This is a genomic window from Rhizobium sp. SJZ105, from assembly GCF_007828365.1.
Classification (GTDB): domain Bacteria; phylum Pseudomonadota; class Alphaproteobacteria; order Rhizobiales; family Rhizobiaceae; genus Agrobacterium; species Agrobacterium tumefaciens.
The window spans coordinates 1-26457 of sequence record NZ_VIUP01000021.1; the positions used below are offsets into that span (position 1 = coordinate 1).

Genomic DNA, 26457 nt, shown 5'->3' on the forward strand with positions numbered 1-26457 from the left:
CTTCCTTCATGGACGGTTCTCCCGATTGTGACCTTTGACAGCCACAGTATGCCACAACAGTGTTGGGTGCGGAGGCCGTCCACCTCATCACTCCACATCTCAATGTTTGCGAGCTGTTTGGGGAATATACATCAATTTGCCCGCGCAGCTGGCGCCTGTCATCCGTGGCCTTTTACCGAACTCCTTATCCAAGAAACGGTGAAGTAGAGATACGTTATGGACTTTAGTGGCTCCTTAGATAAATCGCTCTGAGCAGCCGATGAAGCAGTGTGTACCCGAGCTTCAGAAAATGCTGGCCTAAAGGCCGATGGTTCAGATCACAGCAAAAATTGCTGAAATTATCATTTTGATATGCCATTGCTTTGATCAAGAGGATAAGAGTTGCCGCTCAGCTCACAACTAGAAAATCCAGGGAGGCTGTAGAGACTGTGTTTCAACCCATCGAACGTACACATCATCTACCTGAGAAGGTCGCAGACGAGATCGGCAAGAAAATTGAGGCCGGCGAGATAGGACCTGGCCGTAAACTGCCTGGTGAACTCATGCTGGCGAAGACTTTTGGGGTAAGCCGCTCTGTCATCCGAGAGGCAATCGCAAAGTTGCGAAGCGAAGGAATGGTGGAGACACGGCACGGCATTGGAGCGTTCGTTATTTCAACCGACAGAAGGCCTTCCGCCCGTCTTGAAATAAGCTGTCCCCCGAAATCAGCTGATCTTCTCGAGCTCTTTCAGTTGAGATTGCCACTAGAGAAGCAGGCAGCCAGACTGGCCGCATCCCTTCGGACATCTGAGAACCTCCGAACCATTGAGCACACCGTCATAGAAATGAAAGCAGTGAACGAGTGGCTATCGGAAGGAATCGGTACAGACATCGCGTTCCATTTGTCGATCGCCAATTCGACCCAAAACAGTTTTTACCGCGACGTTCTTGCCGGCCTTCTTGCGTACATGGGTAACATCATTCCACTCTCTTTTAGCTGTAGCAGCGATAGCAATATCGCCGCGTTGACGTTCGACGAACATAACGAAGTATTTCAGTATATCGTTACCCAGAATCCCGATGGCGCAGAAAATGCGATGTCGCGCCACGTGATCAATTCGGCAAAACGCTTAGGTATTTCTGAAAACCTTCTCTCGGGCGCAGATTTGAATGGTAAAAAGAGAAAAATATAATATCGGTCGGGTTGTCTGACATCCGGTCGTGTGGTAGCCACACAGTTGTTTAATAGGAGGGGCAAAATTGGAAATCAAGAAATCTGTAAACTCTAACGATATCTTGCCTGAAGATTTTGCGAGCGCCTTGCTGGTTGGTCGTGTCTGGTCAAAAAGCGAAGATGGGCCCTGCCCCGTGCTTCTGCGTGACGGCGTGCTTTATGATCTCACCTCGCTTGCTCCGACCATGGCCGAGCTTCTCGAAAAGACCGATCTGGTGGATTTGCTCGCCGACGTCAGCGGTTTCGTCGCACTCGGCACGCTCGACGCATTTCTCGACGGTTCGGCCGGTGAACTCCTCGCTCCGAACGATATTCAGGCGGTCAAGGCAGCCGGTGTAACCTTCGCCGACAGCATGCTGGAGCGAGTCATCGAAGAGCAGGCCAAAGGCGACCCGTTGCGCGCCCAGGAAATTCGTGTGCGTTTGGCGCCGGTTCTCGGCGACAGCCTCAAGGGTCTCGAAGCCGGCTCCGAAAAAGCTGCAGAAGTGAAAAAGCTGCTTCAGGAAATGGGCCTCTGGTCGCAGTATCTGGAAGTTGGCATCGGCCCCGATGCGGAAATTTTCTCCAAGGCACAGGCCATGGCATCCGTCGGTTGCGGAGCCCTCATCGGCGTTCATCCGAAATCGCAGTGGAACAATCCTGAACCGGAAGTCGTCCTTGCCATTACGTCAGATGGCCGCATCATCGGTGCAACATTGGGCAACGACGTCAATCTGCGTGACTTCGAAGGACGCTCCGCCCTGCTGCTCAGCAAGGCGAAGGACAACAACGCATCCTGCGCAATCGGCCCCTTCATCCGTCTTTTTGACGGAAAGTTCAGCATCGAAGATGTCAAGCAGTCGAAGATTTCGCTTCTCGTCGAAGGCAGGGATGGCTTCACTATGACGGGCGTCAGCCCGATGCAGGCAATCAGCCGCTCGCCGGAGAATCTGGCTTCGCAGCTCTTGAACCGCAATCATCAATATCCCGATGGCGCGGTATTCTTCCTCGGAACCATGTTTGCACCGGTCAAAGACCGGCATGGTCCCGGTCTCGGTTTCACCCACGCCAAGGGCGACCGCGTGGAAATTTCCACGCCGAAGCTCGGCAGGCTGATTAACTGGGTTACCAACACCGACGAATGCCCCGAATGGACGTTCGGCACCACGGCTCTGATGCGCAATCTGGCCAAACGAGGGCTACTCTAAAAATTTCTTCGGGAGGGGAAAATGCAAAAGGCAATCAATCTCTTTTACCGGATTCTCGAAATCATTCTCGTCTTGCTGCTGGCCGGCATGGCGATCATGGTCTTCGTGAACGTTGTCATGCGTTACACGATGAATTCCGGTATCAACGTGTCGGAAGAGCTGTCGCGCTTTTTCTTCGTGTGGCTGACGTTCACTGGAGCTGTCGTGGCTTTCAGGGAACATGGACACATGGGCATTGAGACATTCGTCATGTTCCTGTCGCGACGCGCACGCGTTTTCTGCATGATCTTGTCGAACATCATCATTCTTGTCTGTTCCGCCATTTTCTTCTGGGGAACCTGGAAGCAGTCCGGCATCAACGCCAGCATGCACGCTCCAGTCACCAAGCTCTCGATGATCTGGGTCTACGGTATCGGACTATTCACCGGTGCTGGCATGTGCATCATCGCACTCGAGCGCATCTATCGATACGTTACGGGTCGCGTGACCGATGATGAAGTCGCCCAGTTTGCGGGCGAGAACCTGACCGTGGAACAGCTTTCGGAGCGCTAAGAATATGACACTTCTCGTTTTTGTCGGCTCTCTGCTGGCAGCCATGGCGATTGGCGTTCCCGTCGCATTCGCGCTGATGTTCTGTGGCGTCGTGCTCATGACCTACATGGGCATGTTCAACACCCAGATCATTGCCCAGAACATGATCTCGGGCGCTGATACCTTCACGCTGCTGGCTATTCCCTTCTTCATTCTTGCCGGCGAACTGATGAACTCTGGTGGCCTCTCCCGCCGCATCATCGATTTCGCGATCGCTTGCGTCGGTCACATTCGCGGCGGTCTTGGCATTGTTGCTATTATGGCTGCGATCATCATGGCCAGCATCTCCGGTTCGGCTGCAGCTGATACCGCAGCGCTTGCAGCGATCCTGATACCAATGATGGCGAAGGCCGGTTACAATGTACCGCGCTCTGCGGGTTTGATCGCATCCGGCGGGATCATCGCTCCCGTTATCCCGCCGTCCATGGCCTTCATTGTTTTCGGCGTTGCCGCAAACGTTTCGATCACTCAGTTGTTTATGGCAGGCATTGTGCCAGGACTTCTCATGGGTCTGTCGCTGGTTGGAACGTGGCTGGTCGTGGTGCGTAAGGACAATGTCCAAGCACTTCCCAAAACGTCAGGCGTTGACCGCCTAAAAGCGACGGCTCGCGCCGGCTGGGCACTCGGCATGCCGGTCATCATCCTCGGTGGCATCAAGGCCGGCATCATGACCCCGACCGAAGCCGCTGTCGTGGCCGCTGCCTACGCTCTGTTCGTCGGCATGGTCATCTACCGCGAACTGAAGCCAAGCGACCTACCGCATGTTCTTCTACGCGCCGCGAAAAGCACCTCGATCATCATGTTCCTGGTTTGCGCCGCGCTGGTTTCGGCATGGCTTATTACGGCGGCAAACATTCCGAACGAAGTTGTTGGCTTCATTGAGCCGCTCATCGACCGCCCGATGCTTCTTATGTTTGCGATCATGGTGCTGGTCTTGATCGTGGGTACAGCGCTCGACCTTACGCCGACCATTCTGATCCTGACACCTGTCCTGATGCCAATAATCAAACAGGCGGGTATCGATCCGGTCTACTTCGGCGTACTCTTTATCATGAACACCTGTATCGGTCTGATCACACCTCCGGTCGGCGTCGTTCTGAACGTTGTCAGCGGCGTGGGGCGCGTTCCACTCGGTCGAGTGACCGTCGGGGTTCTGCCATTCCTTCTTACTCAGGTGGCAGTGCTCTTCCTTCTTGTCATTTTCCCGGACATCGTTCTGGTTCCGCTGCAATATCTCCGTTAATCCGCAATCCGCTTCTCGCTCACAATCCAAGGGAGGATATTATGAGAAAGCTTCTTCTGACCACCACGGCCATCGCTTTTGCGGTTGGCGCTGCAGCCCCGGCAATGGCTGAATTCAGCAGCCGCAACATCCGAGTTTCGAACGGCATCAATGCCGACCATCCGGTTGGCAACGGCATCAAGGCGATGCAGGCCTGCCTCGACGACAAGTCGGGCGGCAAGCTGAAACTGACGGCATTCTGGGGCGGCGCTCTCGGCGGCGATCTTCAGGCAACGCAGGCCCTGCGCTCCGGCGTTCAGGAAGCCGTTGTGACCTCCTCGTCGCCGCTCGTTGGCCTGATCCCGGCTCTCGGCGTCTTCGATCTGCCGTTCCTGTTCTCCAACGCTCACGAGGCTGACGCCGTTATGGACGGTGAGTTCGGCAACATGATGAACAAGAAGCTGGAAGAGCAGGGTCTCGTAAACCTGGCTTACTGGGAAAACGGTTTCCGCAACCTCTCGAACTCCAAGCGCGCCGTTAACAAGTGGGAAGATTTCTCCGGCTTGAAGGTTCGCGTGATGCAGAACAACATCTTCCTCGACACCTTCCAGAACCTCGGCGCCAACGCAACGCCGATGGCTTTCGGCGAAGTCTTCTCCGCACTTGAAACCAACGCAATCGACGCGCAGGAAAACCCCTATGTGACGATCGACACCTCCAAGTTCTACGAGGTGCAGAAGTACATCACCGAGACGAACCACGCCTACACGCCGTTCCTCTTCCTCTTCTCCAAGCCGATCTTCGACAGCTACGCTCCTGAAGAGCAGGCTGCTCTGCGCGACTGCGCAGTCGTCGGCCGTGACGAAGAGCGCAAGGTCATCCGCGATCTGAACCAGAAGTCCCTGGAAAAGATCAAGGCTGCCGGCCTCGAAGTGAACACGCTGTCGGCTGAAGAGCAGGCCCGTATCCGCGAAAAGTCGATGGTTGTTTACGAAAAGCACAAGGCTGAAATCGGCGCTGACGTCGTTGACGCCGTTCTGGCAGACCTGAAGAAGATCCGCGGTCAGTAATCGCACTGACATGGAATAAAAAACACCCGGAGGTTCCGCCTCCGGGTGTTTTTGTTTGTGCCGTCGGCAAGAAACGGAAGCGTCGCCTTCTTTACGCCTCCGCAACGGCCACACAGATTGCCGTTATGGTTCACCCGGGAATCGCACCGAGAAAATCAAGGGCATTCGCTATCGCGCACATAGCGCGCCTTGACCCAACCATGGATCGTTTGGTCGCCATCATAATGGGTCACCGGGCACCAACGGTTGCCCCAGACCACCGACGAAGGCTCACACCGGCCGTCACGGTGCAGGATCCCGTGGCGGTGAGGATGGAGCGTATCGACGATCCGGGACGACGCCGATGGCTGACCACGCATGTTCAAGAAATCGCCGGAGGCGAGGTTGACAACGGTCAGACATCCCCTGCCAGTGGTAGCCTCCACCGAGCCAGGCAATCCCAGAAGCACGGCAGTCAACAGGCAAACGAACCCCAATTCGCTTAGCCTTGATGCACTATAAGATGAACCTGCCATCGGCCTGCTGTCACTCACCAGCGGGCGTCAGTGCCATGACATGGATGAAGCGCCCTTTGTTGTCAAATCGGCATTGAAACGTCTTCATGCCTTCTCCAACCTTGTCCACCGTGCCGCCGATAGTGGTCCCCGATCCGGCATGCTTTGGCTTGGCGGTTTTTATGTATCTGGGTTTCGTACCTTACATGCTCGATACCTCACCTCGACAATTCTTCAAGCGCCTTGAACGAGGTCTGACGCAAAAGTATCGGATATTCACGGGTCGGCGGCCCCTCGACAACGGCCTTGGGCGCAATATCAAAAGCGGGCATCAGCACCTGCACCTTGTCGATATCCAGCGTGCGTGGCGTGAGGTGATTGATATGCGGGCCACGGAAGGAAACCACATCCGCAATCAGGCGGTGCGCATCATGGAGGCGGTGATACATATTCACATCGACATTGGCCTTGTCATGCCAACGAAATGTTTCCAGCACCTCCTGTACAAAACAGTCGGCATCCTCTTTCGACAGGCCGCCATCCCGCTCCGCCTTCTCTACAAGGACGATAGCTCCAGGCCTGAATATCCGGCGTTGCGCCAGAATACGGGCGGCCTCGGTGCGCAAAGCCTCGTCGGGGATCAGATTAAGCCGCAGCAACGATGTGAAGACGCGGAAAGGATTGCGCTTCTGCGGCTCGTCACCGACCGGCCGGAAAGCTGTCGAATGGACCGGCACACCTGCCGTCGAAAGATCGTGATATCCTACCGGAGACATGCCCATCACGGCGAAGACGCGGCGCATGATGGCGAGTTGCTCCGCAGTACCGAGGCGACTGGCCCCGTGGCGCTCCTCGGAAATGCGGTCGATATTGTCGGTTGCCGAAAGGCGCTCCTTGAGATCAGGCTTTTGAGCCAGCGCTCGTCATTGACGCGTGCCACGCGTGCCATCAGCGTGCCTTAGGCAGGAACCTCCTCACGGTACATTTCTGACATGGCGCTGGAAAACGCTGCACGGAGCTCGCTGGTGGAAACATAGTTGGACATGCGGGTGCGGCCCTCTGAAATAATGCGACTTCATTCTTAAAACGCACTATAACAGGTGAATATGAGCCATTTTTGTGAGGAATTATTCCAATTTGATGCCAAATTGGAATAGATATCCCTAGGAGCATGGTCCCGGATATCGTTATCTAAAACCGGGGCGGAACTACAATACGGTGCGGCCCTACCGATCGCTCGGCGACAAGCCACGACCACCCTTCTTTCAACTTCCTATCTTTTTATGGCCGGAACGGCAGATTAGAGTTCGCGGGAACCACAATGACCCCCGAGCCATTTCGGACCAGTGTTCATTGGGTTTGCTGCGCGCACAGCCCTCCTAAATCGGACCACAATAATGTAGTGTCAAGCCGTGAATTATTGGAAGGGTTTTACGAATGAGCCTCGCTGGAGATGTCGCGGAAGACGCCGAACTGCCCTCTGCTCTATATGATGGACTTGCCGGCTTTCGGCTTGCCATGCGGCGCTTCCTGTCGCTCAGTGACGCTGCTCTCGCAAAAGCCGACGTCACCTCTCAGCAATACCAGGCCATGCTGGTCATCAAGACCGCACCGGAAGGGAAAATGAGAATACGGGATTTCTCGGAACTGATGCTCATCCAGGCGCATGGGGCGGTGCAATTGGTCGACCGGTTGGCGGCGGCTGGGCTGGTGGAAAGAACACCGTCACAGAGAGACAAAAGGAGCATTTTGATTAGCCTCACCCCAAAGGGCGAACAGATTTTACGAACGCTTGCCAGAATACATCTGGAGGGACTTTTGGCCAATCAAGTCCTGCTTGTCGAATCCCTTGGGAAACTGCGCGATCTGAACGAACTAACCTAAAGACTGCGTCACGACCGCTGACGATATGACCATTGAAGCGATATACTCCATGGTAATCGCAAATGGGATCAGCCACAGCAATGTCAATACAGTGCCCGACACCCAAAACCATCGACCGAGCTCCAGCTGAGCGGAGCCTGTCGATTTTTTGCCAGGCTGAGGTGACCGTGCAAGTCGCCACACCGCCCCTGCGAAAAACAAAGCGCTGAAAAATCCACCAAATATAATGACAAAAATACTTGTCGCGGTGATACCCGCCAACAGCCTTAACCAGAGTGGCGTGACACTGTCACCAGTCAAGGCAATCATCGTTGCACCGGCAATAATGACTACCGGAGCGATTGGAAGCCACAAGATCAGCCAGCCGTAGATTTCATCGAGCGCGCGGCCAGCAACCTTGATTGCAGCCAATATCCGAGTTGTTGTTGGCACCGCATGTAACACGACCACATCTTCCTCAGCCGATAGCCGCGAAGTATATCACGGGACGAAATAAACCGGCAGACGCAGCCCGCCAGAGCCGAACACCCTTTGGTCACATTTAGGTGTTGCGCGTCACGCATGTCGGGATCAAGCGACGATAACTATGTCAGCCCGGCAACCACGATTGACAAAACTGAAGAGGTACAACCGGTCGCACCGGAGTTCCCAAGCGGATGATCGCTGATCAACCGGCTGGCGGCCGCGCAATCCCACGCGGCGCAGTCGTAGTCCAGCTACTCGTCGACGTTCTTATTTTGCAAGAAGATCCTATGATTAGAGCCGGCGGCGAAAAGGCGTACTGTGGCTCAGGTTTTTAACAGGAGAGCTATCATGTCCGATACTGTTGAGAGTGCGCCTACCGTTTATGCCGCCATCGAGCTGAGCAAGACAACCTGGGTTCTTGCTGTCAATCAGATCGATCGAGAGCAGCCAAGTATCTATAAGATCAAGGGCGGAGACCTTCCAGGCCTGGTCAAGAGACTGGAGTCATGTCGGGTAGAAGGAGGCAGGATCGTTGTATGCTATGAGGCCGGATACGACGGCTTCTGGTTGGCCCGCGCTCTGCTTAAATTGGGTATCGATTGCCGGGTTCTTGATCCAGCCAGCCTACAGGTCAATCGTCGGGCCCGCAGGGTTAAGACCGATCGAATTGATGTTTTGATGCTGTTGCGTGCTTTGGTTGCCGTGGAGCGGGGAGACCGACACGTATGTTCTGTTGTGCGGATCCCTACTGTTCAGGAGGAAGATGCCCGTCGATCTTACCGGGAACAGGAACGGTTGGTTCGGGAGCGTACGGGTCATATCAACCGTATTAAGGGCCTATTGTTTGGGCAAGGTATCCGGGGAATAGAACCCCGGCTTCGCGGTACGCGAATTGATTTTGGCGCCCTTCAAACGGCCGAGGGCTTTCCACTTTCCAGTAGACTGAAGGCGGAACTGGAACGTGAATATGCCCGCCTCGATTTTATCGAGCAGCAATTGCGTGCGCTTGCAGAAGAACGGGACAAGCCAGATGAGCAGAACCCCTCGGTCGAAAAAAAGCGCAAAATGCTCATTCAATTACGGGGTATTGGCGCACCAAGCGCCGCCATCCTGGCAAGGGAAGTCTTCGGACGGACTTTTTCTAATCGAAAGCAACTCGGGTCCTATCTGGGTTTGACGCCGAGTGCCTATGACAGCGGTTCTACCACACGTTGCCAAGGCATATCGAAAGCAGGAAACAAAGCTGCCAGAAGGATAATGGTGGAGCTCGCCTGGCTTTGGGTCAGGTATCAGCCACAGGCTGGTCTCACGCATTGGTTCCTGACCAGATCGGCAGGACAATCTCCGCGTTTGCGGCGAATCCTTGTGGTTGCGCTCTCTCGCAAATTAATCGTCGCACTTTGGCGTTATGTGGAGACCGGTCTCGTTCCAGATGGAGCTATATTGTCTGAGCCATCCACCAACTCGGACGGTGTCAGTTCAATGGCTTGATATTATTCCTTTCCCGACCAACTGAGTGGATCGGGGTTCAGGGCGGTGCGTGTTCGGGAGAACGATTGGCGTTTCAAACGCCGGCAAAAAGTATGAACCCGCCAAACTGATGCCAGGCCGTGTACGCAGGATTGTGGTTAGCCGTAATGGAGCTGCCGGATATAAGTTGATGCGCAAGGCGCACGATCACACGACCAACATCGAACCCAAAACTCCAGCCTGCCAGCTTTAGATGAAATCCACGGGAGCTTTAAAATGAAATATTGACACGTAACCCATCATATAAATCCTTCTCATCACCGGCCTGAAGGATGTCAGTTTTTCCCAGTGATAATTCCTGCGATACCCGAATCGGTCGTTTGTCTCTTCGATGCATGAGATAAGTGACGACACATTGATCGCCTCTGGCGCTTACCGACAGCAATCTGTCCGCCGTCCCACGCATGAATGCTTCAGCCGCGACGGCACAGTCAGTCTGGGCAACGGCTGGCGCACCAGCCAAATTCAGCAGGGCGCACAAGACCAAAGCCACAGTGAGAGAAACCGAGGAACGCAAAATGTCACGCACACCCATCAATCAGTGCGTCCGGCGAAACGCTTGCAGTTCATTCCGGTCGAAGAGGGCTTCACACACTTCCTGAATCATAAATCGTGCGGCGCTCGCGACCGGAGCCGATAGGGTTTCGCCCTGTCTGGCCGCATAGCCGATCCGCAAAAGACCTTCCAGTTCCGTGGAATTATCAATCAGCCCGTCGAATTTTTCGAGAAAATCAGCGGGTAGCGTTCGAACTGCACCGCCCGGCCTTTCAATCAGGCCATGTTGCAAAAGTCGCGTTTCAAGCAACGAAGACAATTTTGCAATCTCACTGACGTCGTTCATCTGTTCCCCCCGAATTATATAGTATCCCAACCGATTTATATCACGGCATGATATTTTTTTCAATGTCGAGTTGCTCGACGAAAACCGGGTTGGGGTAGAGAGAGCGAAAAATCAAATACTGCGACGGCCGACGCCCTCTGCAGGCCGCGATGATTTGCGCCGAACGTTGAGACGAAAATCGTTAGTCACAGATTGCGGTCACGCGTTCGTGTTCGCCTCAAGCTGTAACGTCGCTCCCGGAAAGATCGAATACAGCCATACGCGGCCGATGAACGGTCTGCGGACATCCAAGAGGAGATCATTTATGAACCGTTCCACGCTCACCCTCGCTTTGGCAGGCTCACTCGCAAGCGCTGTCGCTTCTGTGTCTTTTGCTGCGCCGCTGGCACCGGAAAAGATGGCCGGAAACGAGAAATGCTACGGGATAGCCCTGAAGGGGCAGAATGATTGCGCTGCCGGCGCCGGCACGACCTGCGCCGGAACCTCCACCATGGATTACCAGGGCAATGCCTGGAAGGCCGTACCCGCCGGCACGTGCACCACGATGAACGTGGATGGCCACAAGGGCATGCTGGAGCCATCTAAAAGCTGAGCCGCGACATCGGAGGCCCGCTTGCCGGGCCTCCCCCTCGTCCGTCAAAACCGGGAGACCAGCAATGACCGTTTCAGCCGACCGCGCCACCGTCCCGCCGCCGCCCCGTGCTGGCCTCGGCCTCAAGCCGGAACATTACGACACTATTCTCGACGCCAGGCCGGATATCGGTTTTTTCGAAGTCCATGCGGAAAACTATATGGGCGCCGGTGGCCCGCCGCACCGTTATCTTGAAGGCGTTGCAGCGCTTTATCCCCTGTCGCTGCATGGCGTCGGCCTGTCGATCGGTTCGGCCCGTGACCTCGACACCGGGCATCTGAGACGGCTTCGCGACCTTATCGATCGTTACCGGCCGCAGAGCTTTTCGGAGCATCTGGCATGGTCGACCCATGACACCGGTTTCCTCAACGATCTTCTGCCCTTGCCCTACACGGCCGAAACCCTGTCGCGTGTCGCCGACCATGTCGATGAGACCCAGCAATGGCTGGGCCGGCAAATGCTGCTTGAAAATCCATCAACCTATGTGCTGTTTTCAGAAAGCACCATCGATGAGGTGGATTTCCTCACCGCCATTGCCAGCCGAACCGGATGCGGCCTGTTGCTCGATGTGAACAATGTCATGGTCTCGGCGGTGAACCATCGCCTCGATCCGGTCGCCTATATCGACCGTTTCCCCGTCGAACTGGTGGGTGAAATCCACCTTGCCGGTTACGACGAGACCATCGACAGCGTTGGAGACCGGCTGCTGATCGATGCCCACGGCACCGCCGTCAGATCCGATGTGATGGAGCTTTACCGGCACACGCTGTCACGCAGCGGCGCTTTGCCAACCCTGATCGAATGGGACAACGACGTGCCAGACTTTGCGACGCTTCAGGCAGAAGCGGTGCGCGCTGACATCCTGTTGAACGAAGCGGCCCTGAAAAGCCGCTCCAGCCAGGCGGCGTGACAATGCGGTTTTACGAAAGCCAAGGCGCCTTTGCCTCCGCCCTGCTCGATCCGGGCCAACCGCTACCGCCCGGTATCACCACCGCGCGCGGTGCTGCCGATCCCTCGCGTTTTGCCGTCTATCGCAACAACGTCTATGTCGGGCTGACAACGGCGTTGGGGCAACGTTTTCCAGTGACGAAACGGCTGGTTGGCGTTGAGTTCTTTGCCGGAATTGCCCGTGCCTATGCCGCCGACCGCAAACCGGCCACACCGCTCATCATGCAGTACGGCGACGATTTCCCGGATTTTGTTGCGACTTTCCCGCCGGCATCGTCTCTCGCCTATCTCGCGGATGTGGCGCGGATCGAGGCGGCGTGGAGCACGGCCTATCACGCGGCAGACAGATCGCCGCTCGAAGTCCCCCAACTCGCCGCCCTTTCACCCGAACACCTTCTCGATAGGGTGCTTATCCCGCATCCTTCGGCCCGGCTTGTGCAATCGCCGTTTCCGGCCGGCAGCATCTGGAACGTCCACCAAGGCGAAACCGTGACACCGCCTGTCGACTGGCGAGCCGAAACAGTGCTTGTTGTGCGGCCGGCCATGCAGGTCGAGATCAACGTCCTGCCATCAGCAGATGTTGCTTTCGCGGCGCGTCTCTTTGACGGCGCAAGCCTTGGCGAAGCGGCTGAGACGGCCTTGGCCGCAACATCTTCGTTTGATTTCGGATCGGCCTTGATTGGCCTGATCGGCCTTGGCGCTTTCAGCGCCGTTGAACACCGTGAAGGGGACCTTCCATGACCACAGAACTTGCCTCCGCACGCAGCCTAGGCGGTGCGCTTGCAGCACTTCATCGCCACGCCGAATGCCTGCTCGCCTCCATTCCACAATCATTGCCGCTTTTGGCGCTGCGGTTTGGCCTGGCAATTCCGTTCTTTAAATCGGGACTGACCAAATGGGACGGATCTCTGACGTTATCAACTGGCGCCAGATATCTGTTCGAACAGGAATTCAGGCTGCATATCTTCGGCAACCTGATCCCCTACCCTATGCCGCTGGTCATGGCGGCGGCCTCAGGCATTGCCGAACTCGTTCTGCCCGTGCTGCTGGTTCTTGGCCTTTTCACCCGTTACGCCGCGTTGGGTCTGCTGTTGATGACGGCGGTGATCCAGCTAACCGTTCCGGATGGCTGGGCCAATTTCCACCTGCCCTGGGCTGCCATGGCGCTGACCCTCGTTGTCTATGGCGGCGGCCGGATAGCGCTGGATAACCTTGTCAAATTGCGCCGACACTGACCGAACGTTGGTCGTGGAACACCCCGGCCGCCTGAATTCCCGGGCGTGATCCTGGCGAAAATCGATCTTCGCATAGCCTGGCCCGGCCCCTTGTCGTTTCTCCTTTATGTTCATGCTTGGAAAGCTTCTGCCGGTCGCGTTCTCGGGACGGCGCAATGCCAGAACGCAAATTTTCTGCGGAACAATCTGTAGATTGTGAAGTTACCGTTCTTCAGGAGGAGAACCATCTATGATCACGAAAGCCATTATTGCGGGGGCGGCAGCTGCCCTGTCGATGCTTTTTTCCACTACCGCACTCGCGCAAACCGATCTCACGATGTGGTATCACGGTGCTGGTAATGTTGAAGAACGCAAGATCCTGGCGGGCATTATCGAAGACTTCAATTCGTCCCAGTCAGACTGGCGGGTCTCGCTGCAGGAATTTCCCCAGAGTGCATATAACGAATCCGTCACCGCCGCCGCGCTCTCCAACAAGCTGCCTGACATTCTCGATGTCGACGGGCCGAACATGCCGAACTGGGCGTGGTCCGGTTATCTGCAACCATTGCAGATCGACGAGGCAAAGCTTGCGAACTTCCTGCCAGGCGCGGTGGGAAAGTGGGGGGACAAGCTTTATTCAGTAGGCCTGTGGGACGCAGCCGTCGCGGTCTTTGCCCGCAAATCCGTTCTCGATGAAAATGGCATTCGCATTCCAACGCTGGACCAGCCATGGAGCGGCGAAGAATTTAATGCAGCGCTCGAAAAGCTCGCGGCCAGCGGCAAGTTCGACTATGCGATCGACCTCGGCATGGCCGATAAAACCGAATGGTACAGCTACGCCTTCAGCCCGTTTCTGGAAAGCTTCGGCGGCAGCTTGATCGACAAGGAAAATTATCAAACCGCCGAGAACGTCCTTAACGGAGACAGTGCCATCGAGTTCGGAGAATGGTGGCAGTCCCTGTTCCAGAAGAAGCTCGCACCCGGTACATCGCAGTCACCTGCCGACCATGAAACCGGATTTCTGGAGGGCCGCCACGCCCTCCAATGGATGGGCAACTGGGTTGCGGTGAAGGCTCTGGAGAAATATGGAGACGACCTGCTGTTCCTGCCGGCCCCTGATTTCGGGAACGGTCCGAAAATCGGCGCCGGGTCCTGGCAGTTTGGCGTGTCGGCCACCAGCAAACATCCCGAAGGCGCATCCGCATTTATTGAATTCGCCATACAGGACAAATATCTCGCGCAGTTCTCCGACGCGATCGGCCTGATACCGGCCACATCTTCGGCGGCCCAGATGACGGAGAATTACAAGGAGGGCGGCCCGCTCGAGGTTTTCTTCGAGCTCTCCAAGCGACAGGGAACATTACGTCCGGTGACGCCAGCTTACGCCTTCATCTCTCCGGTCTTTTCCAAGGCCGTGTCCGACATTGCCAATGGCGCGGATGTGGCCGATACGCTGGACAATGCAACCGACGAGATAAACAACAACATAGAACGTAATTCCGGTTACCAACCCAAATAGGGGCATGTGATCGATGGCGCTCTTTTCCTCAAATGGGAAACTGACCCGGGACGGTTTCACCGGCTGGTTCATGGCTGGACCGGCCATGGTGCTGATCGGGCTGTTCCTGATCACGCCCTTTCTGCTGGGGCTCGGTTTTTCCTTCACCAACCAGCGGCTGATATCTCCCAATCCCACCGAGTTTGTCGGTGTTGAAAACTACACCCGGCTGCTGGGTGTCGGCGTGCTGACGCTCGAGCCGGAAAGGGAGGCGGATGGGAGCCTCAAGCAGGGTGCGGATGGCGCCATCTCCTATCCGCGAATTCGCAATTTCACCCGCAACAATCCCGACTATCCCCATCTGGAGGGGATGCGGGAATATAAGAGCTTCACCTGGGGCGAGAACCAGATCGTCATTCTGGCGCGCGACGCCGTGTTTTTGACAGCGCTCGTCAATACGCTTTCCTTCGTGGCGGTCGTTGCGCCGGTTCAGGCAGCACTTGCGTTGTTTCTTGCCCTGTTGGTGAACCAGAAGATTCCCGGCGTCACGATTTTCCGAGCGATCTACTTCATGCCTGTGGTGCTGTCGGTGGTGGTGGTGGCGCTGCTCTGGCGGTTTATCTATGCGGCGGATAACGGGCTCCTGAACAGCCTTTTGAGTTACATGAGCTTCGGGCTGTTCCAGCCAGTCGACTGGCTGGGCAGAACCGATACCGCCCTGTGGGCCATTCTAGTGATGTCAGTATGGCAGGGCGTCGGTTTCCATATGGTCATATGGCTTTCCGGCCTGCAAACGATCTCTCCGGATCTTTACGAGGCGGCTGATATCGAAGGCGCGAGCCGCTGGCAGAAATTCAGCATGATAACCTGGCCGCTGCTGCGCAACACGGCCGTGCTGATTATCATCGTCATTACCATGCAGGCTTTTGCCCTTTTTGCGCAGATCGATGTGATGACCAAGGGCGGACCCCGCGATTCGACGCAAAGCGTCGTCTATCAGGCGGTCGAGAGGGGATACCGACAGCAGGACATCGCGGCAGGCTCGGCAATCTCGGTCGTCCTGTTCCTGCTTGTCCTGTGCATTTCGCTAACCCAGCGATACCTGACAAGGGAGCAACAATGATGCAGGCCGGACAACGCAAAAGCCTTGCTTTTCTCATCGGCAACTATGTGCTCATGCTGGCTTTCGCGGCGATCTTCATTTTGCCCCTGCTCTTCATGGGCTTCTCGTCACTGAAACCGAACGACCAGCTGCTGAGTGATGCGACCTCGATACGGGCTTTCCTGCCGGTGGGAGACCTTTCGCTCGAAAACTACACCTCGGCTTTTGCCCGGGCGCCGATTGCGACCTTCATATTCAACTCGGTGCTGGTAACGGGCGTCACCGTCTTTCTCGCCCTGCTGCTTGGCTCGCTTGCCGCCTTCGCTTTCACCTTTTTGAACTGGCGTGGAAAGGATGTGCTTTTCTCGGTCATCCTCGCCACCCTCATCATTCCCTTTGAAACCATTGCCGTGCCACTGCTGCTGGAAGTCAACAATCTGCCATGGATCGGCAGCAACGGGTTTACCTGGGGATGGCTCAATTCGTGGCATGTGCAGATCATTCCATGGATAGCGGACGGGCTGACGATTTTCCTCTTCGTGCAATATTTCAAGGATTTGCCGAAGGAGTTGCTGGAGGCGGCGCGCATCGACGGAGCCGCCTGGCTGCGGATCTACGCACAGGTGGTGATGCCGCTCAGCGGCCCGGTCATCGCAACGGCTGCGATCTTGAAGTTTCTCGTCATGTACAGCCAGCAATATCTATGGCCGCTTCTCGTTACCCAGTCCGAGGCATACAGGCCGGTGATGGTGGGGCTGCAATATTTCTTCCAGCTCAACACACCCTGGGGTGAGGTGATGGCTTATCTCACCATCATCACGCTGCCGGTGCTGATCTTTTATCTCTGCCTGCAGAGGCTGTTCATCTCCAGTATCGCGGCGAGCGGGATAAAGGGATAACGCCTCATCCTGCACGGGGGCGTGACATAAGGCGATAGTGAGAATGCACTGGGACTCGCGACAGGTTGCGGCATTCTATTAGCGCCGAATATTCTGGCCAACCCGGAGGCTGTTGTGTTTTCTCACGAACTTGAACGCTGAACGGCGCCCGGCAAATCGTCGTTCCAGATTGGCTGATCACACTGCCACTAAAATCGAATGTTTGACCGGGAAGGGCAGTCGCCCGAGAGTTGATCTCAAGGCGCTTGGGCCAAAAAATGTCGACAGTTGGTGCATTATCGGCGACGGCCAGCGTCTCGCCTTCGCCGACCGCGAGCGTTACGTCGCTGACACCGATTTCGTGCCGCTGCCGATCAAGGGCCTGTTGGACAAGACCTATTTGGGCGGGAGGGCAAAGCTGCTCGACGGCGATAAGGCGTTGACCAACGATGCCGTCAAGGCCGGCGAGCCGGAATGGGACCACGCGCTGCTTTTCGGCCGGGATGCCGCGCTTGAGTTGCCCTCGACGAGCCATTTCGTCATCGTCGACAAGGAAGGCAACGTTGTTTCGATGACGACAACGATCGAAAGCGGCTTCGGCTCGCGTCTGATGACGAACGGCTTCCTGCTCAATAATGAGTTGACGGACTTTTCCTTCAAGACCCATGACGGCGGTCTGCCGATCGCCAACCGCGTTGAGCCAGGCAAACGACCGCGTTCCTCCATGGCCCCGACGATCGTGATGAAGGATGGCAAACCGCTGCTCGCCATCGGTTCGCCGGGCGGCAGCCAGATCATCGGCTATGTAGGGCAGGCGCTGATCGCCTATATCGACTGGGGCATGCCGGTTGAGGCGATTGTCTCCCAGCCGCATCTCATCAACCGCTTCGGCACCTATGACATCGAGGCCGGTACAAGCGCGGAAGGTCTGGCAGGGCCACTGAAGGCGCTGGGTTACGAGGTGAAACCGGGCGAGATGAATTCCGGTTTGCATGCAATCGAGATAACCGCCGAAGGTTTGATCGGCAGCGCGGATCCACGACGCGAGGGAGCGGTTCTCGGGGACTGAACACACCTATCGCGGCATTCGAGCAAATCCCTTTGCGAGAATAGGCCCGGTGGGCCTGCCGGATGGCGAACCACCCGCCTGCTCGAGGGTGATTTCGTAGAGCTGATCGCTTCTGGGAGCCGGTAGCGCCGGCCCTTCTAGCTTTGCTGAACGAACAACTTCGATCAATCCGAGAGAAACGGGGCCGACCTCCTTCGAAGGCAAGGTCCACAGCTGAAGGATAGGCAAGCTCGGCCTGAAGGAAATGCCGGCAAACTATGCCTTTGATATCCAGGGAGAGGAAGGCGGCAAGAACACTGCCTATCTCGCCGCGGGCAAGCTGCTTTACACCGTCGATCTGGAAACAGGCGCTGCGACCGAAATTGGTTCCATTACCGGCGCCGACGGTGAGCTACGCGACATCACCGTTCTCCCCGCAATGTGAGCCTTTGTCCCGGCAAAGAAAACGTGAATGGAAGGGCTGCCGCCTGAATGGAGCCAGCCCTTTCCGTCTGCACGGCCGAGAGGGTTACATTTCGGGAAGCAGGATCTTGTCTAAGACGTGAATGACGCCGTTCGGCTGCTTGACGGCAACGATCCTGCTGCCACCCCGCAAATTTAGTAAGCAGCAGGAAAACATAGTCCAAGGCGCAAAGAAAACGACTTGCCATTCGGTTATGATTCTCGTTCACCTGCAGGATGCAGAGGCCAGGCGAAACATTCTGGCTACAACAGATTCTTGCTCAGAAGCGCTGACGTATGTCGTAGCCTGGCCAAGTCTTCGTCAATCATTGCAGTTGCTTCAGCGCGCTTGAGAGCGCTTGTCGCGTGCAGCATTGCAATCTTCTTGAACTCCACATCGCCGAATTTCGATAGGGTAAGAAACGCTTTTTGTAATCGAAGCCCAACTTCGATGATGGATGCCCGTCTCGCGCGATAGGCACGAAGAGATCATCAAACAGGTCCTCAAGTCGAATTGGGGTAACAAAGAGCCGAGGATACACCACCTTTATTTTGCTGTCCTGCGAATCCCAGACGGAAAGCACGCGTATCGCTCGGGAGATCACATCAATCGCGGTGCCTGGATCGTTGATAGCCGGTGAAAGCGCTCTGGAGGCAATTTCAGACAAAACCGCAGCACCGAAGCGAGGATCCTGATCGAAAGACCTGACACTATCAATAGTAAAAGCCGAGGCGATACGCTCGTAAACATTGTCATGAACCTCACCGTCTACCCAAGCCAGCGGAGTGTTGGGTGCAACCAGCTTGCCCGCTATCGCGACAATGAAAATGTCAAAATCGAACTCCTCGGCGATCTCGGAGAGCAGCGTTGCATCGACATGCTGAGTAACCAACCTCGTTTTGGTGGATGGGCGTATTGGGCTTTCCTAATCTCGGGTCACCCTCAAGCAATCTATGGCCGCCGAGATTTGGCGTCTCCACCCATGCCGTCAGCGCTTCAATCGTTGTCCGTTCAACCCGCTCGGTGGTTTCGGTCACTCGCCCAAGTCGCGAAAGATGATCAATCCAGCGCAGCAGCGTGACGATAATGAGAACGATCACGCCGATGGTTACTACAAAAAGGATGAGACGTCCGCGATCTCCGTATGCACCTGTCGTAAGTGCAATTATTCCGACCAGACTGAAAAGGAAGGAGCCCACGAAGGTGGCCAGCACATTCTGTGTCGTACTGTCTTCCATGACCAGTTTCGTGGCTCGCGGCGTGACGTTGGTGGTGGCCGCGGAATAGGCGGAAACCATTGTGGTCAATGAGAAAGTCGTTACCGTCAACATGCTGGAGGCAATAATACCGAGAATCTTGTCAACGGCGTCCGCGCCTATCTTTGTTGGCAGCTCTTGCGGGATGTAAGGCGAAAGCGCGACGGCAAGCAGAGCAGTCACGACACCAGCCATGGAAAAAAGCGTTGCCCTGAACCATATCCGTCGAACGATCTGGCCCAGCCACCACCGCCACTTTGACTTCATCACTTGCCAGCTCCCCTCAAAAGTAACCACCCGGACCATCGCTTGTGCCGGGTGGTCAAAACTCGTGCAATCCGAACATTATGCCGTGTGTTCCGGGGCGCCATGGACAAGCTGAAACTCCGGCGAGTTGACCAGATGCAGGTAGCGTTCGAATTGAATCAAAACATCGCTGATGATCTGATCCTGCGACATGCCCATCAGATCGTAGCCACTATTGCCGCTGGAGAAAAAGGTTCTCGCTTCGTATCGAAACTCTGCCTCGCCTGCGCGGATGGTGGTGAAGCTTGCAACCCGATGTTTCTGGACCGAAACACCATAGATAAAGTCACGAACGTCAGATGCAGGAGATCGAAGGGTGACAAGGCCGGCTCCCTCCCGATCTACCTCCGCCGGCCTCCCGCGCGACTGAAGTTCGGCAGCAACCTGGTCCAGCGCGGGTGCGACCTTGTCATCGATGAAGATCGCAACTTCTTTCTCCGTCGTGGGGCTCAGCATAAGAGCGAGCCTTCGTTGCCAGGTCTGACCAGAAGCGGGCTCCGCGGGCCCAACGTTTCGGCTGCTGTGCACCTCGCGCTGCGCTAAATCCTGCTGCATTCCAAGATACAGTGACACGACCAAGGCCAGCATTACCACGGTAAAAGGCAATGCGCTGGCGACGGTTGCGGACTGCAACGCGGTGAGACCACCCGCCATCAGCAGGCATGCGGCAACGATCCCCTCCATCGAACACCAAAAAATCCGCTGGCCCGTCGTCGTTTCCGTTTCACCACCGGCGGCGATGGAATCCACCACAAGCGCCCCGGAATCAGCCGAGGTGATGAAGAATATGGAAACTAGCAGAACCGCCAGTGTCGAAGTGACGCCAGAAAGAGGCAAATATTCGAAGAAGCGGAAAAGGCCTACGGAAACGTCGCTCGAGATGGCGGCGCCCAGAGCGCCCGCAGCGACACCTGTATCGATGAACATTGCCGTATTGCCGAATACCGTCATCCAGAAGAATGTAAACCCGGCCGGGATGAAGAGCACAGCAGCCACAAATTCGCGCACGGTTCTTCCGCGAGATATCCGCGCGATGAACATTCCCACGAACGGCGACCAGGAAATCCACCAGGCCCAATAAAACAGCGTCCACGAATCGATCCAGGGCGTGGGCTCATAGGCGTAAATGTTGAATGTTCGCAGAACGATTGTGTCGAGATAGAGGCCGATATTTTGCACGAAGTCTCGGAAGAGCTGTGTCGTCGGTCCGGCGATAAGCACGAAAAGCATGAGCAGTACGGCGACAACCAGATTGGTCTCCGATAATATTCTCACGCCTTTATCGAGGCCTGTCACAACCGAGATGGTGGCCATGCCGGTCACCACGACAATCAGGACAAGCTGGACGCTGGTGCTGATCGGCAAGCCGACAAGGTGGTTGAGGCCGGCATTGATCTGCGCGACGCCGACCCCTAGCGATGTCGCAATGCCGAACATGGTGCCGACAATCGCAAAAATGTCGACCGCGTGTCCGATCAGACCGTTGATCCTGTTCTTCAACAATGGATACAAGCCTGAGCGAACTGTCAGCGGAAGGTTGTAGCGATAACCGAAATAGGCGAGCGACAAGCCAACGACTGCGTAAATCGCCCAGGCATGTATGCCCCAGTGAAAGAAGGTCACAGTCATCGCTTCGCGCATTGCCGCCACGCTTTTCGGTTCGGCGCTCGGCGGCGCCATATAATGGGTCATCGGTTCGCCAACGGCATAGAACATGAGACCGATGCCCATACCGGCGGCAAACAACATCGCAATCCACGACAGGAAACGGAAATCAGGAACTGAATCGTCCGGTCCCAGTTTGAGTTGACCAAACCTGCCGAAACACAATAGCAGCATCGCCGCGAGAAATATGCCGACGGAAAGCAGGTAGAACCAGCCGAAAGCGCCGAGAATGGAACCTTGAATAGTACCAAAAAGTGCTTCCGCCTGGCCGGGCAGCACGATACCGATCGCGACGAACAAGGTGATGACAATCACCGACCCGTAGAACACTGGCGGATTGATGATGAACGATTTCATAGCTGCAATGGCCTTCCCTTAAGCGGATGAGCAGATGGATTTTAAATATGCTCTTTGATTTTACTCCAAGTTTCGGCAAAAGATCATCACAGACTGTACATCTTCCGCTGTTGGAGAATGCGGAAACGACGATTTGGCTCCATTTTCTTCCTCAATAACGTTGCGGCCTTGCCGCATGACGCACCTTTTGCTTGCATTGACCCGGCCTTCACTCGCGCCTATCCGTTAGAAATGATATTCACGACAAGAACCAGAAGATCCGTCTCGTCTCGTCTCGAGATTTTGCAGATGAAGTTGCGTCGTATCGAGCGCGGGCGCGACACATGGGCACTTCGTTGGCAAGCTGTGCTTGCTGTTATCGATGTCAGCATCATCTCGTTCTTCATTTTCGGGCCGTTTTTGCGCAGTGGGCCCTCCTATCTGATCATTGATTACATCATCGCGGTGTGGATACTTGCCGAACTGTTTGCACGCGCATTCGCAACTGGCTCTTTAAGCGCGCTCCTCAAGAGGCCGATGACTTGGATTGATCTGGTTATTCTCGCCACGTTGTTGTTTCCAAACGCGCTTTTCAATTTTGCTTTCCTAAGGGCGATGCGTCTCTGGGCCGTGGGCGAAAGCCCGCTCTTCGCCGTCATCCTGAAACGGCTCGGTTGTCATCACTACAAGGACGTTGCGCGCGCATCGCTCAACTTCCTCGTCTTCCTTTTCATGGTGACAGGATTTGTCTACACGACCTTCTTCTATCACCAGAGTGGCTTGGTCGGCTTCATCGACGCCCTTTACTTTACGGTCGCGACGATGACGACGACAGGTTTCGGCGACATTACGCTTCCTGGACCTCTCGGAAAACTGACCTCCGTGGTCACGATGATCGTCGGTATTTCTCTCTTCGTCAGGTTGGCGCAGTCGATCGTGCGTCCCCACAAGGTACTCTTTCCGTGCGGGAAATGTGGACTGCAAAGGCACGAGGTGGACGCGGTCCATTGCAAGGCCTGCGGGCACCTGCTCAACATTCCAAACAACAACGACTAAGAGGACCGAAACCGCAAGACACGCATTTTCTCCCGCAATTATTCTGGTTTTGGCGGAAACAGAAAACAGCTTCTGTATAGGTGGGACAAACAGCTCACGCGGCGTGCGCTGCCGGCCCCCGCTCGAAATCGACGGAGACAAAGACACCTGGCTGCGATTGAGGTCTTGAGCATCCTTTAGGGTCAGGACTCGTTGATCACAGCCAGAAGATGACGGTTGCGGCCAAAGCGAGGGCGGAGAAGAAGACAGTCGGACATCGGTCGTACCGGGTGGCGACGCGGCGCCAATCCTTGAGGCGACCGAACATGATCTCGATGCGGTTGCGGCGCGTGTATCGACGCTTGTCGTATTTGACCGGCAGGGACCGGGATTTGCGCCCGGGAATGCAGGGTTTAATACCCTTCTGCTGCAGGGCATCCCTGAACCAGTCGGCGTCATATCCACGGTCGGCCAGCATCCACTGCGCCTTGGGCAGATCATCGAGCAGGGCAGCTGCGCCGGTATAATCGCTTATCTGACCGGCGGTTATGAAGAAGCTGAGCGGTCGACCATTCGCATCGGCGACAGCATGCAACTTCGTATTCATGCCGCCCTTGGCGCGCCCGATTAACCGCCCAAGCCCCCCTTTTTTAATCGCAGGCTTGAGGCCGTGCGATGCGCCTTCAAATAGGTTGCGTCAATCATGACGGTTTTCGGATCTGCGCTCTCGACGGCAAGACCTTCCATCACCCGGCCAAACACGCCCATAACACCCCAACGCTTCCAACGGTTATAGAGCGTCTTGTGCGGCCCGTACTCCTGGGGTGCATCCCGCCACCGCAAGCCATTGCGATTGACAAAAATGATCCCGCTCAGAACACGGCGGTCATCAACCCGAGGCTTGCCGTGGCTCTTGGGAAAATACGGCGCAAGCCGCGCCATTTGCTCATCTGTCAGCCAATAAAGGTCGCTCATGATCAGTCTCCTTGCGGGGCCTGAATCACATCCGACGCATCAAATCAATGGGTCCTGACCCTAGGTATGTCGTAGCGCAAAGGACAGTGTGGCCACGGCGTTCTCGAATTTCTTCAGCAGGATCCTGCCCCGCAGAATTGGCATGCCGCCGATCGTGGAGGCACGAATGGTCCCAAGCCGAGCCGTACAGAAAGAACAAATATGCCTCTCCTTGATAATAGTTGATAAACGCGTATATTGCTGTCGCCACAACATAATGGAGGACAGCATGATCAGCGCCGATCTGGGAAAGCAGCTAGAAAGCTACATTCAGCAGCTCGTTAATACAGGGCGCTACGGCTCGAAAAGCGAAGTCCTGCGTGAAGGTGTTCGACTGGTTCAAGAACGCGAGACCCGGCTAGTCGCGCTGGATGCATCGATAATGCGCGGCATCGCTGATGCGGACACTGGTCGGACTAAGCCGGCAAGCGATGTCTTCAGCCGTCTCGACACGAAATATCGTGTGATGGCTGACAAGGCCGAAAAATCGGCATGATCCTCGAGTTTTCTGATGAGGCCGAGAACGATCTTGAGCAAATCGTCGATTATATTGCTGAGCGCAATCCACGGCGCGCCCTCTCATTCATCCGGGAACTGCGGGGCAAATGTGAAGAACTCGTCGATAACCCCAGCGGCTTCTCCGTTGTCCCGCGCTATGAACGTCACAGAATTCGTCGACGCGTTCACGGCGACTACCTGATCTTCTACCGCGTTGACAATGAGAAGGTAGTCATCATTCATATTCTGCATGGTGCCACCGACTATGGCACTATCCTCTTCGGCGAGTGATTAGAATGTGTCACGCTCGGCGACCCCTCACGCTGTAGCCAAGAGGAACTGCTGCGGCTTACCTCTGAGCGTCAAAACCCAGACCCTATGTCTGCGCTCTGCATTTCATAGGCATCTAACGTACGATCGAGAATTTTCCAAGTCGACCGCCTTGAAAGGAGTCGAACCGCCGACTCCGCGGCGGTGTATATCAGCATAGAACCCCCAGTCCGGACAGACACTTATCCTCAGGGAAGAAGGAATGGGCCGCATTCGGGCTTTCCGCTGATGGTGGACTTACTGGCGGTAGCTGACGTTTTGCGACCGGCATGCGTGGTGAAGCGATTGCCCGGATCCGGCGGTGGCAATGTGCCTAACGCCTGGTTCGCTCGCGACGAGGCAAAGTCGCTGATGTTCTTCGCTGGTATCCACGTGCCGCGATGGAAAAGCGTCCGCAAGGTAAAGGATGGAATGACCACGGACGATCTCTATGGCTTCCTGACCACGGATCCCAATGATCTCATCAAGCCAATCCACGAAAAGGCCATGCCTGTTCTGCTGCTGACGAAGGAAGAAACCGATATCTGGATGCGGGCGCCTTGGGACGAGGCTAAACACCTCGCTCGCCCACTTCCAAACGACGCGCTGATCATCCTGTCACGTGAACCTTACGGGTCATCGATCGTGTCGAAATCTGGCGAGCCGGTGGAGCAAGGCAGCCTGCTGTAACGCGCTTGCCGTTTCGGCTAGCTTCGTTCACTTCGCCTTGTGCTTCTTGAGCGGCTCGTCCTGCAGTTCTATCCAGACGGGCGCATGGTCGCTGGTGTGCTCCCATCCGCGCACATGCCTGTCGACCTCTGCCTTGGAGAGCATTGCCGCAGCTTCGGAACTCAGGAGGAAGTGGTCGATCCGCAACCCCGCGTCCCGTGCGTAGGCGTTCCGGAAATAGTCCCAGAACGTGTAGATGCGTTCGTTCGGATGAAGATGCCGCAGCGCATCTGTCCATCCTTGGTCGACGATTTTCCTGTAAGCCTTCCGGACTTCCACACGAAAAAGCGCGTCGTTTGTCCAGCGCTCCGGCTTGTAGACGTCGATCTCTGTCGGCATGACGTTGTAGTCGCCTGCGAGCACGACTGGAACTTCAAGTTCGAGCAGTTCCGCCGCATAGTCATGCAGCCTCTTGAACCAGCGGAGCTTGTAATCGAATTTCGGCCCGGGATAAGGATTGCCGTTCGGGAGATACAATGCTCCGATGACGATGCCGTTTACGATTGCCTCGATATAGCGGCTGTGTTCGTCTTCCGGCTCACCCGGCAGACCTTTTCTCGTGAAGTGAGGCTGCTGACCCTTGGCAAGGATCGCGACCCCGTTCCAGGACTTCTGGCCCTGCCAGACGGCACCATAGCCGACGGCTTCGATCGCTTTGATCGGAAACTTGTTCTGCGGTGCCTTTAGTTCCTGCAGGCAGACGACGTCCGGCTCGGCCTCATCCAACCATCGGAGAAGGACTTCGAGCCGGCCGTTGACGCCGTTGACGTTGTAGGTCGCGAGCTTCACCGATCAGTGCCGACCGATTTCTGCCTCCACCTTTTTGCGAGAATTACCGGCGCTCTTCACGGCCTTCTTAACCGTGTCCTTCGAAACACCTTCCTTCTTTGCCTCGTAGCGGACTTCGTGGTCCTGTCCGGCTGCGACTTTGGCCCGATCCTGGGCTCTGCCTCGCGATGTGGTTGCCATTGTCGTTCTCCTCATGGTTTCGGTCACCGGAAAACGGACGCTGATTCAAGAAGTTCCATTC

24 protein-coding genes and 6 pseudogenes are annotated in these 26457 nt (G+C 55.9%); 20 read left to right on the forward strand and 10 right to left on the reverse strand.

The window, feature by feature from the left end; all coding sequences use genetic code 11:
- Window positions 1-428 precede the first annotated feature (428 nt).
- The 5 genes from FB593_RS26020 to FB593_RS26040 all read left to right on the forward strand — a co-directional run bounded on the left by FB593_RS26020 (window position 429) and on the right by FB593_RS26040 (window position 5283).
- Window positions 429-1172 carry a FadR/GntR family transcriptional regulator gene (locus FB593_RS26020; RefSeq protein ID WP_145167372.1) on the forward strand — a complete coding sequence of 248 codons (744 nt, stop codon included), beginning with the start codon at window positions 429-431 and terminating at the stop codon, window positions 1170-1172.
- Between the two features lie 67 nt (window positions 1173-1239).
- Window positions 1240-2400 carry a fumarylacetoacetate hydrolase family protein gene (locus FB593_RS26025; protein WP_145167374.1) on the forward strand — a complete coding sequence of 387 codons (1161 nt, stop codon included), beginning with the start codon at window positions 1240-1242 and terminating at the stop codon, window positions 2398-2400.
- A 21-nt stretch (window positions 2401-2421) separates the two neighbouring features.
- Window positions 2422-2952 (forward strand): TRAP transporter small permease, encoded by a 531-nt coding sequence (locus FB593_RS26030; protein ID WP_145167376.1) that lies wholly within the window; start codon window positions 2422-2424, stop codon window positions 2950-2952.
- A 4-nt stretch (window positions 2953-2956) separates the two neighbouring features.
- The gene (locus FB593_RS26035) at window positions 2957-4234 is read left to right on the forward strand and encodes a TRAP transporter large permease (protein ID WP_145167378.1); all 1278 of its coding nucleotides are present in this window, start codon (window positions 2957-2959) and stop codon (window positions 4232-4234) included.
- A gap of 41 nt (window positions 4235-4275) precedes the next feature.
- Complete coding sequence (locus FB593_RS26040; RefSeq protein WP_145167380.1) at window positions 4276-5283, forward strand: TRAP transporter substrate-binding protein; 1008 nt, start codon at window positions 4276-4278, stop codon at window positions 5281-5283.
- A 724-nt stretch (window positions 5284-6007) separates the two neighbouring features.
- Here the strand turns inward: FB593_RS26040 and FB593_RS26045 are convergent.
- Window positions 6008-6822: pseudogene (locus FB593_RS26045) on the reverse strand (VOC family protein); the annotation flags it as partial.
- Window positions 6823-7214: 392 nt separating this feature from the next.
- Here FB593_RS26045 and FB593_RS26050 point away from each other — a divergent pair.
- Complete coding sequence (locus FB593_RS26050; protein ID WP_145167382.1) at window positions 7215-7661, forward strand: MarR family winged helix-turn-helix transcriptional regulator; 447 nt, start codon at window positions 7215-7217, stop codon at window positions 7659-7661.
- Here FB593_RS26050 and FB593_RS26055 read toward each other — a convergent pair.
- Window positions 7653-8105, reverse strand: a complete 453-nt coding sequence (locus FB593_RS26055) for a hypothetical protein (protein WP_145167384.1) — start codon at window positions 8103-8105, stop codon at window positions 7653-7655. The two genes, FB593_RS26050 and FB593_RS26055, sit on opposite strands and share 9 nt — an antisense overlap.
- Window positions 8106-8474: 369 nt before the next feature.
- On the opposite strand from FB593_RS26055, the gene FB593_RS26060 reads away from it, so the two are divergent.
- The gene (locus FB593_RS26060; protein ID WP_145167386.1) at window positions 8475-9617 is read left to right on the forward strand and encodes an IS110 family transposase; all 1143 of its coding nucleotides are present in this window, start codon (window positions 8475-8477) and stop codon (window positions 9615-9617) included.
- Window positions 9618-9867: 250 nt separating this feature from the next.
- On the opposite strand, the gene FB593_RS26065 is transcribed toward FB593_RS26060, so the two are convergent.
- Window positions 9868-10191: a hypothetical protein gene (locus FB593_RS26065; protein ID WP_145167388.1), complete on the reverse strand. Its 324-nt coding sequence runs from the start codon at window positions 10189-10191 to the stop codon at window positions 9868-9870.
- A gap of 3 nt (window positions 10192-10194) precedes the next feature.
- A complete protein-coding gene (locus tag FB593_RS26070) occupies window positions 10195-10497 on the reverse strand; it encodes a hypothetical protein (protein WP_077983593.1) in 303 nt (100 codons plus the stop codon).
- A 304-nt stretch (window positions 10498-10801) separates the two neighbouring features.
- Between FB593_RS26070 and FB593_RS26075 the strand changes: the two genes are divergently transcribed.
- The 8 genes and pseudogenes from FB593_RS26075 to FB593_RS26110 all read left to right on the forward strand — a co-directional run.
- Window positions 10802-11089, forward strand: a complete 288-nt coding sequence (locus FB593_RS26075; RefSeq protein WP_080794706.1) for a DUF2282 domain-containing protein — start codon at window positions 10802-10804, stop codon at window positions 11087-11089.
- Between the two features lie 64 nt (window positions 11090-11153).
- On the forward strand, window positions 11154-12038 hold the full coding sequence (locus tag FB593_RS26080) for a DUF692 domain-containing protein (RefSeq protein WP_145167390.1): 885 nt from the start codon (window positions 11154-11156) through the stop codon (window positions 12036-12038).
- On the forward strand, window positions 12035-12817 hold the full coding sequence (locus tag FB593_RS26085) for a DUF2063 domain-containing protein (protein ID WP_186447994.1): 783 nt from the start codon (window positions 12035-12037) through the stop codon (window positions 12815-12817). Before FB593_RS26080 ends, FB593_RS26085 begins: the two co-directional genes overlap by 4 nt.
- Window positions 12814-13311: a DoxX family protein gene (locus FB593_RS26090; RefSeq protein ID WP_145167394.1), complete on the forward strand. Its 498-nt coding sequence runs from the start codon at window positions 12814-12816 to the stop codon at window positions 13309-13311. The genes FB593_RS26085 and FB593_RS26090 overlap by 4 nt, the downstream gene beginning before the upstream one ends.
- A gap of 229 nt (window positions 13312-13540) precedes the next feature.
- Complete coding sequence (locus tag FB593_RS26095) at window positions 13541-14809, forward strand: extracellular solute-binding protein (protein WP_145167396.1); 1269 nt, start codon at window positions 13541-13543, stop codon at window positions 14807-14809.
- 13 nt (window positions 14810-14822) lie between these two features.
- Window positions 14823-15911, forward strand: coding sequence for a carbohydrate ABC transporter permease (locus tag FB593_RS26100; RefSeq protein WP_145167398.1), 1089 nt, complete (start codon window positions 14823-14825; stop codon window positions 15909-15911).
- On the forward strand, window positions 15908-16789 hold the full coding sequence (locus FB593_RS26105; RefSeq protein WP_145167400.1) for a carbohydrate ABC transporter permease: 882 nt from the start codon (window positions 15908-15910) through the stop codon (window positions 16787-16789). Before FB593_RS26100 ends, FB593_RS26105 begins: the two co-directional genes overlap by 4 nt.
- Before the next feature lie 232 nt (window positions 16790-17021).
- Window positions 17022-17837, forward strand: a pseudogene (locus FB593_RS26110) (gamma-glutamyltransferase); the annotation flags it as partial.
- Between the two features lie 6 nt (window positions 17838-17843).
- Here the strand turns inward: FB593_RS26110 and FB593_RS26115 are convergent.
- Window positions 17844-18053, reverse strand: a pseudogene (locus FB593_RS26115) (anti-sigma factor domain-containing protein); the annotation flags it as partial.
- A gap of 4 nt (window positions 18054-18057) precedes the next feature.
- On the opposite strand from FB593_RS26115, the pseudogene FB593_RS26120 reads away from it, so the two are divergent.
- Window positions 18058-18261: pseudogene (locus tag FB593_RS26120) on the forward strand (DUF4394 domain-containing protein); the annotation flags it as partial.
- A gap of 343 nt (window positions 18262-18604) precedes the next feature.
- On the opposite strand, the pseudogene FB593_RS26125 reads toward FB593_RS26120, so the two are convergent.
- Window positions 18605-19841: pseudogene (locus FB593_RS26125) on the reverse strand (DUF2254 domain-containing protein).
- 39 nt (window positions 19842-19880) lie between these two features.
- Window positions 19881-21863, reverse strand: a complete 1983-nt coding sequence (locus FB593_RS26130) for a BCCT family transporter (RefSeq protein WP_145167402.1) — start codon at window positions 21861-21863, stop codon at window positions 19881-19883.
- A gap of 288 nt (window positions 21864-22151) precedes the next feature.
- Between FB593_RS26130 and FB593_RS26135 the strand changes: the two genes are divergently transcribed.
- Window positions 22152-22898, forward strand: coding sequence for a potassium channel family protein (locus FB593_RS26135; RefSeq protein ID WP_414896271.1), 747 nt, complete (start codon window positions 22152-22154; stop codon window positions 22896-22898).
- A gap of 196 nt (window positions 22899-23094) precedes the next feature.
- Here the strand turns inward: FB593_RS26135 and FB593_RS26140 are convergent.
- Window positions 23095-23852 (reverse strand): IS5 family transposase gene (locus FB593_RS26140; protein WP_145167404.1). Its coding sequence is split into 2 segments (ribosomal slippage): window positions 23095-23516 and window positions 23516-23852, totalling 759 coding nucleotides; the frame shifts between segments, so codons are not numbered across the junction.
- A 268-nt stretch (window positions 23853-24120) separates the two neighbouring features.
- On the opposite strand from FB593_RS26140, the gene FB593_RS26145 reads away from it, so the two are divergent.
- The 3 genes and pseudogenes from FB593_RS26145 to FB593_RS26155 form a co-directional block, all read left to right on the forward strand.
- Window positions 24121-24387 (forward strand): type II toxin-antitoxin system ParD family antitoxin, encoded by a 267-nt coding sequence (locus FB593_RS26145; protein WP_145167406.1) that lies wholly within the window; start codon window positions 24121-24123, stop codon window positions 24385-24387.
- Window positions 24384-24680: a type II toxin-antitoxin system RelE/ParE family toxin gene (locus tag FB593_RS26150; RefSeq protein WP_145167408.1), complete on the forward strand. Its 297-nt coding sequence runs from the start codon at window positions 24384-24386 to the stop codon at window positions 24678-24680. Before FB593_RS26145 ends, FB593_RS26150 begins: the two co-directional genes overlap by 4 nt.
- A 339-nt stretch (window positions 24681-25019) precedes the next feature.
- Window positions 25020-25388: pseudogene (locus tag FB593_RS26155) on the forward strand (SOS response-associated peptidase family protein); the annotation flags it as partial.
- 27 nt (window positions 25389-25415) lie between these two features.
- Here the strand turns inward: FB593_RS26155 and xth are convergent.
- Window positions 25416-26216: an exodeoxyribonuclease III gene (xth, locus tag FB593_RS26160; protein WP_145167410.1), complete on the reverse strand. Its 801-nt coding sequence runs from the start codon at window positions 26214-26216 to the stop codon at window positions 25416-25418.
- A 3-nt stretch (window positions 26217-26219) separates the two neighbouring features.
- Window positions 26220-26396, reverse strand: coding sequence for a DUF3606 domain-containing protein (locus FB593_RS26165; RefSeq protein ID WP_018099080.1), 177 nt, complete (start codon window positions 26394-26396; stop codon window positions 26220-26222).
- Window positions 26397-26457 lie beyond the last annotated feature (61 nt).